The organism is Natronoarchaeum philippinense (assembly GCF_900215575.1).
Lineage (GTDB): Archaea > Halobacteriota > Halobacteria > Halobacteriales > Natronoarchaeaceae > Natronoarchaeum > Natronoarchaeum philippinense.
The window spans coordinates 97,144-111,341 of sequence record NZ_OBEJ01000001.1 but is presented as its reverse complement, the minus strand read 5'-3'; the positions used below and the strand labels follow the sequence as shown (position 1 = coordinate 111,341).

The window sequence follows — 14,198 nt, the reverse complement described above, 5'->3', positions numbered from 1 at the left end:
GGCCAGCTCACAGACAACTTTTTTGTAACGGTGCTGTAAACTATTCGCAGATGGTCGAGGAGTTTACTGACGAGCTTCGGTCGCTGGCGGGCGATGAACTTCGCGCCGTGGCGACGTTCGGCAAGCTCGATTACGAGCTGGCGTTCGTCCGCGACGACGTCAGCGAGGGCTACAACAGGGGGGATCTGGACGATCTCTACCGAACGCTCGTTTCCGATAGGATCGCTAACGACGACATCGACCAGCAGTTGCCCGGCGGCGAACAGCAGGCTCGGATCAAGGTGTTCGAGGACGTGATCGTCGTGATCATCCCGATCGGGCGGTACGAGGGCGTGTTCGTCTCGCTCGACCGCGGTCCCGACAGTCCGGTGCTCGACATCGTCGACGCCGCCGAGGCCACGCTCTGAACGGCCGTTATCGGCTGCCGTCGACCGCTTCGATGGCGTCGAGTCCGACCTCGACGACATCGTCGGCCAGCTCGTCGGCCCGTGCGCGCAAGTCAGCCGGCTCGAACCACTCCCAGTCGGCGGCGTCCTGCTCGCCCGGTGAGGGCGTGATGTCGCGGTGTGTGGCCTCACCGTAGTAGACGAAATCGACGTGTTGGTGGCCCACGCCCTCCGGCGTGACGTTGATGTCTTCGAGCAGGAACTGCCGGGGCTGGGGGAGTTGGCTGGCGGTCTCGGACTCGGGGCCGTCGGCGGACGCCAGCAGCGAGATGTCGAGCCCGGTCTCCTCGCGGGCCTCCCGAATCGCCGCCTCGTGTGGGAGTTCGTCCCGATCGAGGTGGCCGCCGGGCGGGAGCCACATGTCGAGTTTGTCGTGTTCGTGCAGCGCCGTCGCGCCGTCGTTGACGACGTAGACGGTGGCGACGAAGTGACGCGTCGTCTCCATGCCCTCACCCTGCGACGCCGCGGCCAAGTAGGCGTCGCTCCGTGCTGGCCACCGATTAAGTGCACCGGCGTCTAAGCCGACAGCATGTACGATCGGATACTGGTCGCCGTCGACGGCAGCGAGCCCGCAGACGCCGCGTTCGAGCACGCACTCGACATCGCAGCCGACTGCGGCGCAACAGTCCGCGCGCTCTACGTCGCCGACACGAACCGCGACAGCGTGACGACAGTTGGCACTAACGTCCGCGATGCGCTCGAAGCCGAAGGCGAGGACGTGATCGAAGGAGCCCGCAAGCAGGCTGCCAGCCGCGGCGTCGCCTTCGAAGACGAGGTCCTACAGGGCGAGCCGGGCGATACGATCCTCGAAGCGGCCGACGAGCGCGATGTCGATCTCGTGGCGATGGGGACGAGAGGACGCGGCGGCGTCCGACGGTTCTTGCTCGGCAGCGTCGCAGAACACGTCGTCCGGCGCGCCGAGGTACCGGTACTGACGGTGCGCGCCGACGAGGAGGTTCGCGTCGAGTATCCCTACGACTCGGTGCTGGTCCCGACCGACGGGAGCGGCCACGCCTCGAAGGCGCTGGAGCAGGGCGTCGACCTCGCCCGACGCCACGACGCCACGCTGCACGTGCTCTCGGTCGTCGACGTGATGGCCGTCGGCGTCGACGTTCGGGCCGATATCGTGCTCGACGAGTTAGAAGACCGCGCCCGCGATGCCGTCGAAGACGCCGGTGCCGAGGCTGGCGAGGCCGGCGTCGATGTCGTCACCGACGTGATCACCGGCTCGATCCCGCGCGAGATTCGGTCCTACGCGGCCGACAACGAGATCGACCTGCTCTCGATGGGCACCCACGGCCGCCGCGGCGTCGACCGCGTCCTGCTGGGCAGCGTCACCGAGCGCGTCCTCCGGACCGCGCCGGCGCCGGTGATGACGGTGCGCAGCCCTGACGAGGAGTGACTACCGGACGATCGTCACCGGAACCTCGGCGCGGCGCGTCACGGTTTCGGCGACGCTACCCAGCAGCATGCGCGAGAGCCCCGTCCGTCCCTCGCTCCCCATGACGATCTGCTCGGCGTCGATCAAGTCGGCGTAGTCGAGAATCGACCGCGAAGGGCGACCGATCCCCGTCTCCGTAGTGATATCGTCGCCGTACTCGGCGGCGATGCGCTCGGTCTCGGCAAGCACCTCGTCGGCGTGGGCTTCTTCCTCGCGTCGGACCTCGTCGCTCCATCCCTGCAGCGACCCCTGTCCGTAGCGCGGCGTCCCCAACTCGATGACGTGGAGCGCCGTCACGTCCGCGTCCGGGTAGTGTTCCAGCGCGAACTCGAGCGCCTCGAACGCTCGTTCGGAGCCGTCGACCGGCACGAGTATCGAGTGTGCCATACGCCGACTACGACGACCTGTCGTTAGTAGTTCGGCGTCCGGACGATCGGTTGCGTGGCGCTACTCGGGCGCAAAAGCGGAGAAAACGGCGAATGTTCCGAGCACCGCGACGGCGTCAGGGCGCCGCGGCATCGTCGGCGTCGAGCAGTTCGTGGTAGCGGTTGCGGATCGTGACCTCGCTGACGTTTGCGACCTCGCCGACCTCGCTCTGAGTCACCTGCTCGTTGGTGAGCAGGGCGGCGGCGTAGACGGCCGCGGCAGCCATCCCGACGGGGCTCTTGCCCGAGTGGATGCCCTCCTCTTTGGCGCTCTCCAAGAGCATCCGCGCGCGCCGCTCGGCCTCGTCGGAAATCTCCAGTTCGGAGGCGAAGCGGGGGACGTACTGCTCGGGGTCGGCGGGCTGGATCTCCAGTCCGAGTTCGCGGCCGATATAGCGATACGTTCGGGCGATCTCGTCGCGTTCTACCCGGCTCACCGCGGTGATCTCGTCGAGGCTCCGCGGCGTGCCGGCCTGCCGTGCGGCGGCGTACAGCGACGCCGTCGCCACCCCCTCGATGGAACGGCCGGGCAGGAGATCCTCGTCGAGCGCGCGCCGGTAGATCACGCTGGCGGTCTCCCGGACGGTGTCAGGGAGTCCGAGCGCACTGGCCATGCGGTCGATTTCGCCCAGCGCCTGCTTGAGATTGCGCTCTTTGGAGTCCCGCGTGCGGAACCGCTCGTTCCACGTGCGAAGTCGCGACATCTTCTCGCGCTGGCTCGACGAGAGCGACTGGCCGTAGGCGTCTTTGTTCTGCCAGCCGATGTTGGTCGACAGGCCCTCGTCGTGCATCATCTTCGTCGTCGGGGCGCCGACGCGGGATTTCTCGTCCTTCTCGGCGGCGTCGAACGCGCGCCACTCCGGCCCGCGGTCGATCTCGTCTTCCTCGACGACCAGTCCGCACTCCGAACAGACAGTCTCGCCGCGCTCCTCGTCGGAGACGAGTGTTCCGCCACACTCCGGACAGACGAGGCTCTCCGACTCGCGCTCGGCCGACGCTTCGTCACGTTCGGTCGGCTGTTCCTCGCGCGCGCTCTCTCCCGTGTGCGCTCGAATGGTGGTGTCAGTCATTGTGGTGCTGGTGAGACAGCCGGGGCTGGAAAACCCTCAATTGCAATGTTATGTCGTACCGCCAGCGACTTAAAATTTTCGGTTGTGGCGGTTTCTACGCGGTGGTATCGGCGTCTAAGCGGCCTGTCTGGAAGCCGTCAGAAACCGGTCCGTAGCGGCCGCGGTTCGGGTGTTCAGAACGGGTTCAGAGCGACGCCGATCGGCGGCGTCGTACAACGTCCGCGTCGGCACCAAGGGTCGTAATCGAAATGCTTACTCCCGGTCCGACAGTTGCTCCGTGCATGAGCGACACGCCCGCCGGTCCCGAGGAGGTCCGTCACGTCGCCGAGCTGGCGCGGGTCGACCTCGACGACGACACCGTCGACGAGTTCGCCGCACAGTTCGCGGACATCCTCGACTACTTCGAGACGCTAGACGAGGTGCCCGAGGTCGACCGCGAGGCCGATCTGGTGAACGTGATGCGCCCCGACGAGGAGCGCGAGGGGCTGAGTCAAGCCGAGGCGCTGCAGAACGCCGAAGAGACCGAGGACGGCTACTTCAAGGGGCCGAACGTATCCTAACGATGGCCGAGAACATCTACATCACCGAGGAGACGGCCGCCGGCGACGAGGACGGCCCGCTGGCCGGCAAGCGGGTTGCGATCAAGGACAACATCTCGACCGAAGGCATCCGGACGACCTGTGGGTCGGCCATGCTCGAAGAGTACGTGCCGCCGTACGACGCGACGGTCGTCGAACGCCTGAAGGACGCCGGCGCGACGGTCGCGGGGAAGGCCAACATGGACGAGTTCGGCATGGGAACGACGACCGAAACCTCGGCCTTCGGCGCGACCGACAACCCGGCCGCACCGGGCCACGTTCCAGGCGGTTCCTCCGGCGGCTCCGCGGCGGCAGTCGCCGCGGGCGAGGCCGATCTCGCGCTCGGCTCGGACACCGGCGGCTCGGTGCGCTGTCCCGCCGCGTTCTGTGGCGTCGTCGGCATCAAGCCGACCTACGGGCTGGTCTCGCGATACGGGCTGGTCGCCTACGCCAACAGCCTCGAACAGATCGGCCCGCTCGCGCCGACCGTCGAGGAGGCCGCCGAACTGCTCGATGTCATCAGCGGTCCGGACCCCAACGACGCGACGACCCGCGACGCGGGCGCCGACAGCGACTACGCCGCGGCGGCCGACGGCGATGTCGACGGGCTGGAGATCGGCGTCCCCACGGAGCTCGTCGAGGGCGCCGACGACGGCGTCGTCGAGCAGTTCTGGAGTGCGATCGACGACCTCGAAGCACAGGGTGCCAGCTACCACGAGGTGAGCCTGCCCTCCGTCGAGCACGCCGTCGAGGCGTACTACGTCATCGCTATGTCGGAGGCGTCCTCCAATCTCGCGCGGTTCGACGGCGTCCGATACGGCCACTCGGGGGGCTTCGATGGCAACTGGAACGAGATGTTTGCCCAAGCGCGCCGCGAAGGGTTCGGCGACGAGGTCAAGCGTCGCATTCTGCTCGGTACCTACGCGCTCTCTGCGGGGTACCACGACAAGTACTACAAGAAGGCCCAAGACGCCCGGGCGTGGGTGAAACAGGACTTCGACGAGGCCTTGTCCGACGCCGACGTGCTGGCGAGCCCGACGATGCCGATTCCGCCCTTCGAACTCGGCGAGAGTCTGGACGACCCGCTGAAGATGTATCTCGCTGACGCCAACACTGTCCCGGTCAACCTCGCCGATCTGCCCGCCATCTCGGTGCCGGCGGGCGAAACCGACGGACTTCCGGTCGGCCTCCAACTCGTCGCGCCGGCGTTCGACGAGGAGACACTGGTCCGGGCGGGAAGCGCGCTGGAGTAAGTCACAAACGGCTTTCAACGTTCTATTCGCTGTTAGTTATAGGGAACATTTTATTACGCTGTGCGTGCAGGATAGTCCTAACATGAATCTTATGGCCGATCGGGCGGACGACGAGCGAGGCCTGTCGCCAGTCATCGGCATCGTCCTGCTGTTCGGTCTGGTGCTGTTCGGAGCGACGCTGGTCGCGGTGGCAGGGATGTCGCTCGTCGATACGATGCAGACGGAGTCGTCGCTCGACCGCGCTGAGACGTCGATGCAACAGGTCGGGTCGGACCTCAGTGAGTTGGCAAACTCGCCGAGCGATCGCGAGACAGAGCTCACACTGGGTAACTTCGAGGAGGGGCAAGCGTCCATCGTCGACGACGGGCAGATGATCTTCAACATCAACCCCGGACGAACGGCGGCGGGTAGCTGCGAGGCCGAGATGGACATCGGGACGCTGGAGTACGAGCGCGGCGACAGTACCGTCGGATTTCAGGCCGGCGGCGTCTGGCGGTCCGACGGCGGATCACCGTTGATGGTCTCCCAGCCCGATCTGACGATCAGCAAGCAGACGATCGAAGGACGTACTGTGCGCTCGATCGACTTCCCGGCGACGAACGTCGATCCCGACAACAGTTCGCTGACGGGGTCGACCGTCGAGGCACAGCAAAACCGGTCGGTCTCGGAGGCGCGTCAGACCGAGATGCAGCGCAACTTGTTTAACTGTCTGGACGACAGCGACCGAGTCCGCAACATCGAAATCCGCATCGAAGGAAATCAGTACGCCGACGCATGGTATCGCTACCTCGACGAACAGATCGGGGCGGCCGGGACAGTTCGCTGGGACGGGGACGCGGTCGTGGCGACATCGCCGCTCGGGGCACCGATCCAGCCCGCCGACTTCACGATCGAAAATCCCGATACGTTCGGAGCGCTTCACACCGGATCCGCGTTCAATCCGAGCAATCTCAACGACGTGTTCTTCGACGGGTACGACTCGCAGATGGCCGGCTACGACGACAGCGGCCGGTACGACTCGAAGACCGGAAAACTCGCCAGCGCGACGGATGTGACACTGAACGGCAACTTCGACTTCTACGGCGACGTGTTCGCGGGCGACTCGATCAGGATCCCCGGCCGCGGCAACTCGATCGACGGCGAAGAGCACCCGAACGCCGACATCGACGCGCCGCCGACGATCGACGGCGAGATTAGGGATGCCATCGACGCGATCGACACGAACGCCGAGAACAGTGAGACGAGCGCCGTAACCGCCGATGATCTCGTCCTCTCGGATGGCGGCGCTGTGACCCTCACGTCCGGCGTCTACCACCTCGATACGCTGACGGTACCCGAGGACGCCACGCTGACGCTTGACACCTCGTCGGGCGACGTTGTCATCGCCGCCGAAAACGGGGTGCAGGTCGAAGACGATGCGAGCGTCGACGTGGTCGGCGGCGACGCCAATCAGGTCCGCATTTTCTCCGGCGCCGACGTGACGGTCGGGGGCGATGTCACGGTCGCCGGCGACCGTTCCTACAAGAACTTCTGGTACGCACCCTCGACCGCAAGCGTCTCGCTGAGCGGCGACGAGTTCACCGGCGTCGCTTACGCACCGGACGCCGAGATGACGCTCGACCGCGACCTCGACGTGTACGGCTCGCTCATCGGAGGCTTCGACGGTCAGATCCGGGATGTCGACTTCCACTACGACAACGCGCTCGAACGCATTAGCGGCGACGGAACCAGTGCGGTCATCGAGGACGGACAGGTGACCGGCCCGAGCGATCCCGAACTGGAATCGTTCGACGCTAGGGCGACAATTCTCGGGAGCGAATTCTCGAACGACGGGCGAATGCAAGATATCTATCCGTCACTAGAGTTGGAATCCGTAACCAACGACGACGACCTCGACTCGCTGTCGTACTGGCAGGAGACGAGTAGTCGCGTGTCGGCTGACGATGGAAGCGAGTTGCGGGATCCCGACGGCGAGTCGTTGACCGAGCGGTACAGGGGGAACGACCTCGATCGGCTCGCGTATGGTGAGTACGGGATTTCCCGGCTAAATCGCGGTGATAATTTCCACCGCGGTGTGTATTGGGAAAGCGTCCGCTTTAACGGTCAGAGCGGAGACGAGATTCAACTATCCGGGATGGCAAGTTACGGAAACGTTTTCCTGCGTCTATACGACTCAAACGGGAATCGTGTCTCAGAGAGTTGGGATGGACTGTCTCTCACGTTGCCATCGGACGACACATATACTGTTCAAGTCATGTCGTACAATTCGGTCGACTATCGGCTCGAACTGCGAGAAACATCGCCCGATCCCGGTGATGGCGAAACGTTCTACCACGAGGACGTGATGTTCGACGCCAGAAACGGGGACGATGTCGAAATCGAAGTCTCATCAACCGAGGCATCACCGTACGTCGAGCTAATTGGTCCCGGGGGCGGTCGAGTAGCGGTCGAAGAGGGCGGGTCCGACGTGACGCTCACCGCCGACTCTCTCGCAGAGGGCCAGCACACGATCCGTGTGTCCAGCACGTCGAACAAAACGGAGTTCGATTACGACATCTCGCTGAAACGGACGAAAATCGAGAACGCCCCGCTGCTCTCCCACGGCCCGATCAAGGTCGATCTGGTGACGAACCCGCCAAACTCCAGTGCGAACTACCGTGAGCCGTGGCCGGATCCGCGTCTCGACGCGCGAGGCTATCCCGGTGCAGGCTGGAACGACGACGTGAACCACCCGGCAGTGCCGGAGGTCAGGAGCACGTCACTAGAAGGACTCGAACCGGGGACCGGCTTCTCCGTCGAGATGGAGTATCGGTTCCGCCTCTGTGGCGACACCACCAGCTACGCCGGCACCTCGAAAATGATCGACGGGACGCGACACTTCGAGGTCGGCTGTAGCTCGAACGATCGCGTCGAATCGACGATCGAGTACGACCCCGGCAGTGCGCAGAATCAGTTGAAGATCCTTCGCGACGGCGACAAAGTGCCCCACGTCGAGCCCGCGGGCGGCCAGCGTGGCATGAAGGACATGCTCGGGTCGCGGCTCAACGCCGATGACACGCTCGATCTCGACGATGGCGAGTTCGTCATCGCCTTCGAACTCGACGAGACGCGCGCCAACTTCGACGATGCCGTCGCCGGACGCTCGTCGGCCGACTACAACGACGTGGTGATGCTCTACGAGATCACCGACCAACACTGGACCGACGGCAGCGGCGAGACGGTCACCGAAGGCCCCAACGGCTCGCCGCTGGACGAAAACGAGGACTACACCTACACCGTCAACATCGAGAACAACCAGATCGTCATCGGTTCGGAGTAGCCCGACGGAAATCGGCGTCACCCGGACGCCGATGGCCGAACGCGACAGTTTTCAGAGGTGATACTCGACGCCGTCGGCCGTGTCCTCGACGGTGACGCCGAGCGCCTCTAGTTCGTCCCGCAGGTCGTCCGCTCGCTCGTAGTTGCCGGCCTCGCGTTCGTTTTCTCGGACCTCGACGACGAGTTCGACCAGTTCCTCGGCCAGTCGGGCCGTGCCGTCGGCGTCGCCCGCCAGCGCGAAGCCGAGCACCTCGCCACCGAGTTCCTCGAAGGCATCGATAGCATCACACAGCGCCCGATAGTCGTATTCCTCGCGCTCGTCGACGTGGCGGTGGACCGCGGAGGCGATCGAGAGCACGGCGGCGATCGCTTCGCGGGTGTTGAAGTTGTCGTTCATCGCCGCGGTGAACGTCTCGCGGGCCTCGGCGACGGCGTCGCGCAGCTCGCCGTCCTCGACTTTCGTGCGCGCGTCGACGCCGTCGGCGGTCTCGACCGCTGTCCGGTAGCCGCGTTCGAGTCGCTCCCAGCGCTCGACGGCCTCGTCGAGTGCGGCCTCGCTGTAGGTCTGTGCGTTGTCGTAGGCCGCCGACAGCAGGAACATCCGGATCGCGTTCGGGCCGAACTCCGAGACGGCGTTGCGGACCGTGAAGTAGTTCTCCAGACTGGAGGACATCTTCTCGCCGGCGGTTTCGAGCAGGTTGACGTGCAGCCAGTATCGGGCGAACTGCTCGCCGGTGGCGGCCTCGCTCTGGGCGATCTCGTTTTCGTGGTGGGGGAAGACGAGGTCGCGCCCGCCGACGTGGATGTCGATCGAGTCGCCCAGATGGGTCGTGCTCATGGCCGAGCATTCGATGTGCCAGCCGGGGCGTCCCTCGCCCCACGGCGAGTCCCACGTCTCGCCGCCGGATTCGGCGTCGTCGGGATGGGCCTCGCCGGCTTTCCAGAGCGCGAAATCGGCCGGATTGCGCTTTTCGGAGCGCTCGTCGGGATCGCCCTGCTGTTCGATCTCGTCTAACTGCTGGTTCGAGAGTTTGCCGTAGTCCTCGAACTCGGTGACGTCGAAGTACACCGAGCCGTTGGCCTCGTAGGCGTAGCCCTTCTCGACCAGCGTCTCGACCATCCCGACGATCTCCGGGACGTGCTCGCTGACGCGGGGGTACACGTCGGCGCGCTTGAGGTTCAGCGAGCGCATGTCGGTCAGCACTTCCTCGACGAAGTGGCGGGCGACATCGGGTTCGCTCTCGCCGAGGTCGTCCTCGCCGACGCGGGCGACGATCTTCTCGTTCACGTCGGTGAAGTTCTCGACGTGGCGCACGTCGTAGCCCAAGTGCTCCAGCCAGCGGTGCATCACGTCGACGTGAACCCACGATCTGGCGTGCCCGAGGTGGGCCAGATCCGAGACCGTCAGCCCGCAGTAGTACAGCAGCACGGAGTCGGGATCCTGTGGCTCGAACGGCTCGCGATCGCCGGTCAGCGAGTTCGATACGTGCAGCGTCATCTGCCGGGTAGTTCAGCCAGCGGGCGCTTGAATCCGTCGGAGTGTCCACTCGGCGTCGTCGCCCACTCGAAAGCCCCAAATCGGCACCGTCCTACCGGACGGGTAGATGCCGACAGGCTCGATTCCGATCGACACGCTCCCGGGCGGTATCGACCTCTATGCCACGCTCGAAAGCGGGCAGTCGTACCTCTGGCGTCGCGAGGACGGCCGGATGTACGAGGATGCCCCGGACGGCCAGCCGTGGTACTGCACCGTGATCGGCGGCGAGACGCTACGCGACTCGGACGGGACGAGCGGGCAGCGCCCGCGAGACGCCGAAGCGTTGCGCGTTCGACAGACCGACGAGGCGATCGAGTGGGAGAGCACGACCGACGCCGAGACAGCGGTCCGAACGCTCTTGCGACTGGACGACGACCTTCCCGAAATTTTCGAGTCGGCGCCGGACGACGACCTCGTCGAGGCGTCCTACGACTACGCTCGCGGGCTGCGCCTCGTCGACGATCCGCCGTTTCCGACGCTGATCGCGTTTATCTGCTCCCAGCAGATGCGCGTCGCGCGCATCCACTCGATGGTGTCGACGCTGGCCCGCGAGTACGGCGACGCGGTCGAGTTCCGGGATCGGACCTACCACGCCTTTCCGACGCCGGACCAGCTTGCGGCGGCGACCGAGTCGGAGCTGCGGGAGTTGGGGCTGGGCTATCGCGCGCCCTACGTCGTCCGAACGGCCGAAATGGTCGCAAGCGGCGAGGCCCACCCGCGCGACGCCGCGGGCCTGCCGTACGAGGACGCGCGCGAGGAGTTGACCCGGTTCGTCGGCGTCGGCGACAAGGTTGCCGACTGCATCCTGCTGTTCTCGCTTGGCTATCTGGAAGCCGTGCCGCTGGATACGTGGATCAAGACCGCCGTCGAGGAGTACTACCCCGAGTGCGACCGGGGCAACTACAGGGAAACGTCGCGGGCGATTCGATCGGCGTTCGGCGTCGAGACGGATGGGGCGTCGGATACCGGACGCGACGACGCGTACGCCGGCTACGTCCAGACGTACGTGTTTCACTACCTCCGGACGCGCGACGCTGCGGAGTGAGAACGGGTCGCGCAAATCAGTCCCTTTTTACAGACCGGCGAGGAAACAACTCCCATGAGCTTCGAAGAAGACGACAGCGTCATTCTGCACGACGAACACAGCGAGTACGACGGCGAGGAAGGGACGGTCACGCAGGTCATGGAGACGATGTTCGGCGACGAGACCTACACCGTGAACTTCGAGGAGGGCCAAGAAGCGGGCGTTCCCGAAGACAATCTCGAAGCCGCGGAGTAACGACTCCAGATGCCGAGCGTCCCGTTTCACTACGTCGACCTGCGAACGTTCTGCTACGCCACCGAGGACGACAAGCGCGTCGAAGCGGCGCTCCGTCACTACCTCCCCGAGGAGTTCGAGATCGAGGTCGCGCCGACGGAGGGTCACCACGGCGACCGGATCGTCGTGCTCTCGGCCCGCGTCGAGCGCGCCGACGAGATGCGTCACGTGCTCGGACAGGTCGCCGAGGTCGACGAGATCGAGCGCGTGATCGAGGAGCTCGACGAGCGCATCGACGACAACACGTCCCTGTTCTTGCGCCTCGACAAGCAGGCGGCATTCGGGGGCCGCTCGGCGCTGGGCGAAGGCATCACGCTTCGCGCCAAGGTCGAGGCCTACCCCGCAAAGAAGGAAGCCGCCGTCGAGAACGCCCGCGAGGCGTTCGAGAACGTCCGCGACGGCGCGTACTGACGTACTCCTCACGCCGGGCGCTCGGCACCCCGGCTCGCGTTCTTCGTGGTATCCCGACACAAGGCTTATTATGTGGGCCATGGACATGGGTATCGTTACCACGAACCGCGTGGAGTGAGAATCATGCAAGAGTGTCCGTACTGCGACTCAGATCTGATAGGAACTGCGAGCCACAGGCGTACTAGAGGCGACACGGCGCCGGGTCGAAAGAGCACGGGGCCGGAGCTGGTGTCGTGTCCCGACTGCGACGAGGTCATCGACGGCTTCTCGCCGCACTGAGCGGTGCTCGGCGGACAGTGCGGACGGCGGCTCGTCTTTTCTCCGGAGCGTAACTGCAAAGAGCCGTCGCGGCGCTCGTAGTGGTATGTACGAGGCGGTCCGGGCCAGGCCCGACGGCGACGCGACGGTCGCACGACTCGCAGACGCCGCAGGCGGGGTCGGCTACGGCGGCGTGGTCGTGTGCAACCACAGCGACGCCAAGGCCGACTACGACGCCGACGCGATCGCCGAGGCGACGGGCGTCGACGTCGTCGAGGGGATCACGGTGCGCGCCGGAGGCCCCGAACAGGCCAGCGGCGCGATCGGCAACTACCGGGGCAAGCGGACGATCGTCGCCGTCGACGGCGGGACGAACGCGCTCAATCGCTTCGCCGTCGAACAGGAGCGCGTCGACGTGCTCGCCAACCCGATGGCCGGCAGCGGCGATGTCAACCACGTGCTGGCGAAGGCCGCCCGCGAGAACGGCGTCCGGATCGAGTTCGACCTCGCCCCCGTGCTTCGGTCGACCGGCGGCCAGCGAGTACAGGCCATTCAGGAGCTGCGGAAACTCCGCGAGATCGTCACTCAGTACGACGCACCCTACGTCGTCAGCGCCGGTCCGCGCTCGCACCTCCAGTTGCGCGCGCCCAGAGAGCTTCGGGCCGTCGGCGAGGTGATCGGCTTCGATTCGGAGGCTATCGAGGCGGGCCTGCGCGAGTGGGGGGAACTCGCCGAGCGCAACCGTACGATACAGTCCGAGACGTTCATTGAACCCGGAGTCGAACAGGGTCGATATGACGACGCTGGATAACCACGCCGGTCGGTGCGCCGGACAGCCGAGCGACGCCGACGGGGAGTCGGCATGAAGCACCTGCCGAAGCATCTGCGGCCGCGCTGGCGCTACCTAGCAGTCGGGCTCGAAGGGTGGCCGGACGCCGACATCGACCGGGGGGACTTCCAGCGAGAGCTGTGGTACGCCGCCCAAAACCTGATCGGCGACGCCGGGAGCGCAGACGCAGATCTCACCGTGCTCGACTTCGCGTTCGACGGCGGCACAGGCGAGACGATCGTCCGGGCTCGACACGGTCACGCCACCGAAGCGCGCGCGGCACTGGCCTGTCTCGACGAGATCGATGGCCACGAGATCGCTGTGCGGATCCGGGGCGTCAGCGGCACGATCCGCGCCTGTGAAGAAAAGTATTTAGGACGCGCTCCGGAACTTTCTCAGGAGAGAAACGTCGTGTTCGAGGGCGAGGAGCGACCCGCGGTGGCGCGCGACGACCGGATCGACGTTCGGGTCGGATCCTCGTTCGTCGGCGCGACGGAACTCGATTTCAAGTGATACCATGCAGGGACAAGCCCAACAGCAGGCCTACGACCGCGGGATTACGATCTTCTCGCCGGACGGCCGGCTCTATCAGGTAGAGTACGCCCGCGAGGCGGTCAAGCGCGGCACCGCGAGCATCGGCATCCGAACGGCCGAAGGCGTCGTGCTGGCGGTCGACAAGCGCATCCGATCGCCGCTGCTCGAAGGGACCAGCGTCGAGAAGCTACACAAGGCGGACAACCACATCGGCATCGCAAGCGCCGGCCACGTCGCCGACGCGCGCCAGCTAATCGACTTCGCGCGCCGGAACGCCCAGACCAACCGCCTGCGCTACGGCGAGCCGATCGGCGTCGAGACGCTGACCAAGGAAGTCACCGACCACATCCAGCAGTACACGCAGGTCGGCGGCGCCCGGCCCTTCGGCGTCGCGCTGATCATCGGCGGCATCGAGAACGGCGAGCCCCGCCTCTACGAGACCGACCCCTCCGGGACGCCCTACGAGTGGAAGGCCCTCGCGGTGGGCGCCGACCGCAACGAGATCCAACAGTACCTCGAAGACAACTACGACGAGGGCGGCGACCTCGACTCCGGCATCGTGCTCGCGCTCGAAGCGCTCGCCTCGGTCAACGACGGCTCGCTCAGTCCCGACGGGCTCGGGATGGCAACCGTCGACGCCGAGAGCGAGGAGTACGTCGAACTCACGAAAGACGAGATCGGCGAGTATCTCGACGATCAAGACCTCCTCGACGAGGGCGACGACGAAGACGACGCTGACGCCGACGAAGAGTAACGCGCCCTTGGGCCTGCCCCGGGTGC

15 protein-coding genes are annotated in these 14,198 nt (G+C 65.7%); 11 read left to right on the top strand and 4 right to left on the bottom strand.

The annotated features are described in order from the left end of the window. The first annotated feature begins 50 nt into the window (after positions 1-50). The gene (locus CRO01_RS00620; protein WP_097007188.1) at positions 51-407 is read left to right on the top strand and encodes a DUF7522 family protein; all 357 of its coding nucleotides are present in this window, start codon (positions 51-53) and stop codon (positions 405-407) included. A 7-nt stretch (positions 408-414) separates the two neighbouring features. Here the strand turns inward: CRO01_RS00620 and CRO01_RS00615 are convergent, their stop codons facing one another. After that, the gene (locus CRO01_RS00615; protein WP_097007187.1) at positions 415-891 is read right to left on the bottom strand and encodes an NUDIX hydrolase; all 477 of its coding nucleotides are present in this window, start codon (positions 889-891) and stop codon (positions 415-417) included. An 84-nt stretch (positions 892-975) separates the two neighbouring features. Here CRO01_RS00615 and CRO01_RS00610 point away from each other — a divergent pair, with 84 nt between their 5' ends. Further along, complete coding sequence (locus CRO01_RS00610; protein WP_097007186.1) at positions 976-1,848, top strand: universal stress protein; 873 nt, start codon at positions 976-978, stop codon at positions 1,846-1,848. Here the strand turns inward: CRO01_RS00610 and CRO01_RS00605 are convergent, their stop codons facing one another. Continuing rightward, entirely contained in the window at positions 1,849-2,274 is a 426-nt protein-coding gene (locus CRO01_RS00605; RefSeq protein WP_097007185.1) for a universal stress protein, read from the bottom strand. A gap of 115 nt (positions 2,275-2,389) precedes the next feature. Beyond that, positions 2,390-3,382 carry a transcription initiation factor IIB gene (locus CRO01_RS00600; protein WP_097007184.1) on the bottom strand — a complete coding sequence of 331 codons (993 nt, stop codon included), beginning with the start codon at positions 3,380-3,382 and terminating at the stop codon, positions 2,390-2,392. A 281-nt stretch (positions 3,383-3,663) separates the two neighbouring features. Between CRO01_RS00600 and gatC the strand changes: the two genes are divergently transcribed. From gatC to CRO01_RS00585, 3 genes are all read left to right on the top strand, one after another. Beyond that, positions 3,664-3,942: an Asp-tRNA(Asn)/Glu-tRNA(Gln) amidotransferase subunit GatC gene (gatC, locus tag CRO01_RS00595; RefSeq protein WP_097007183.1), complete on the top strand. Its 279-nt coding sequence runs from the start codon at positions 3,664-3,666 to the stop codon at positions 3,940-3,942. 2 nt (positions 3,943-3,944) lie between these two features. Next, the gene (gatA, locus tag CRO01_RS00590; protein WP_097007182.1) at positions 3,945-5,213 is read left to right on the top strand and encodes an Asp-tRNA(Asn)/Glu-tRNA(Gln) amidotransferase subunit GatA; all 1,269 of its coding nucleotides are present in this window, start codon (positions 3,945-3,947) and stop codon (positions 5,211-5,213) included. Between the two features lie 82 nt (positions 5,214-5,295). Continuing rightward, the gene (locus tag CRO01_RS00585; RefSeq protein WP_097007181.1) at positions 5,296-8,532 is read left to right on the top strand and encodes a DUF7289 family protein; all 3,237 of its coding nucleotides are present in this window, start codon (positions 5,296-5,298) and stop codon (positions 8,530-8,532) included. Between the two features lie 51 nt (positions 8,533-8,583). Here the strand turns inward: CRO01_RS00585 and cysS are convergent, their stop codons facing one another. Then, positions 8,584-10,029, bottom strand: coding sequence for a cysteine--tRNA ligase (gene cysS / locus CRO01_RS00580; RefSeq protein WP_097007180.1), 1,446 nt, complete (start codon positions 10,027-10,029; stop codon positions 8,584-8,586). A gap of 106 nt (positions 10,030-10,135) precedes the next feature. On the opposite strand from cysS, the gene CRO01_RS00575 reads away from it, so the two are divergent. From CRO01_RS00575 to psmA, 6 genes are all read left to right on the top strand, one after another. Beyond that, positions 10,136-11,113 (top strand): DNA-3-methyladenine glycosylase family protein, encoded by a 978-nt coding sequence (locus CRO01_RS00575; protein ID WP_097007179.1) that lies wholly within the window; start codon positions 10,136-10,138, stop codon positions 11,111-11,113. A gap of 54 nt (positions 11,114-11,167) precedes the next feature. After that, positions 11,168-11,347: a DUF1918 domain-containing protein gene (locus CRO01_RS00570; protein ID WP_097007178.1), complete on the top strand. Its 180-nt coding sequence runs from the start codon at positions 11,168-11,170 to the stop codon at positions 11,345-11,347. 9 nt (positions 11,348-11,356) lie between these two features. Then, on the top strand, positions 11,357-11,797 hold the full coding sequence (locus CRO01_RS00565; protein ID WP_097007177.1) for an RNA-binding protein: 441 nt from the start codon (positions 11,357-11,359) through the stop codon (positions 11,795-11,797). A 364-nt stretch (positions 11,798-12,161) separates the two neighbouring features. Continuing rightward, positions 12,162-12,866, top strand: coding sequence for an RNase P subunit p30 family protein (locus CRO01_RS00560; protein WP_097007176.1), 705 nt, complete (start codon positions 12,162-12,164; stop codon positions 12,864-12,866). A gap of 51 nt (positions 12,867-12,917) precedes the next feature. Beyond that, positions 12,918-13,397: an Rpp14/Pop5 family protein gene (locus CRO01_RS00555; RefSeq protein ID WP_097007175.1), complete on the top strand. Its 480-nt coding sequence runs from the start codon at positions 12,918-12,920 to the stop codon at positions 13,395-13,397. 4 nt (positions 13,398-13,401) lie between these two features. Next, complete coding sequence (gene psmA / locus CRO01_RS00550) at positions 13,402-14,172, top strand: archaeal proteasome endopeptidase complex subunit alpha (protein ID WP_097007174.1); 771 nt, start codon at positions 13,402-13,404, stop codon at positions 14,170-14,172. Positions 14,173-14,198: the final 26 nt, after the last annotated feature.

Bases quoted from the DNA above. Each gene is read 5' to 3' on its own strand.
- CRO01_RS00560 (WP_097007176.1), top strand. From the start codon at position 12,162: ATGTACGAGGCGGTCCGGGCCAGGCCCGACGGCGACGCGACGGTCGCA.
- cysS (WP_097007180.1), bottom strand. From the start codon at position 10,029: ATGACGCTGCACGTATCGAACTCGCTGACCGGCGATCGCGAGCCGTTC.
- psmA (WP_097007174.1), top strand. From the start codon at position 13,402: ATGCAGGGACAAGCCCAACAGCAGGCCTACGACCGCGGGATTACGATC.
- CRO01_RS00585 (WP_097007181.1), top strand. From the start codon at position 5,296: ATGAATCTTATGGCCGATCGGGCGGACGACGAGCGAGGCCTGTCGCCA.
- CRO01_RS00565 (WP_097007177.1), top strand. From the start codon at position 11,357: ATGCCGAGCGTCCCGTTTCACTACGTCGACCTGCGAACGTTCTGCTAC.
- gatA (WP_097007182.1), top strand. From the start codon at position 3,945: ATGGCCGAGAACATCTACATCACCGAGGAGACGGCCGCCGGCGACGAG.
- CRO01_RS00615 (WP_097007187.1), bottom strand. From the start codon at position 891: ATGGAGACGACGCGTCACTTCGTCGCCACCGTCTACGTCGTCAACGAC.
- CRO01_RS00620 (WP_097007188.1), top strand. From the start codon at position 51: ATGGTCGAGGAGTTTACTGACGAGCTTCGGTCGCTGGCGGGCGATGAA.
- gatC (WP_097007183.1), top strand. From the start codon at position 3,664: ATGAGCGACACGCCCGCCGGTCCCGAGGAGGTCCGTCACGTCGCCGAG.
- CRO01_RS00570 (WP_097007178.1), top strand. From the start codon at position 11,168: ATGAGCTTCGAAGAAGACGACAGCGTCATTCTGCACGACGAACACAGC.
- CRO01_RS00600 (WP_097007184.1), bottom strand. From the start codon at position 3,382: ATGACTGACACCACCATTCGAGCGCACACGGGAGAGAGCGCGCGCGAG.
- CRO01_RS00555 (WP_097007175.1), top strand. From the start codon at position 12,918: ATGAAGCACCTGCCGAAGCATCTGCGGCCGCGCTGGCGCTACCTAGCA.
- CRO01_RS00605 (WP_097007185.1), bottom strand. From the start codon at position 2,274: ATGGCACACTCGATACTCGTGCCGGTCGACGGCTCCGAACGAGCGTTC.
- CRO01_RS00610 (WP_097007186.1), top strand. From the start codon at position 976: ATGTACGATCGGATACTGGTCGCCGTCGACGGCAGCGAGCCCGCAGAC.
- CRO01_RS00575 (WP_097007179.1), top strand. From the start codon at position 10,136: ATGCCGACAGGCTCGATTCCGATCGACACGCTCCCGGGCGGTATCGAC.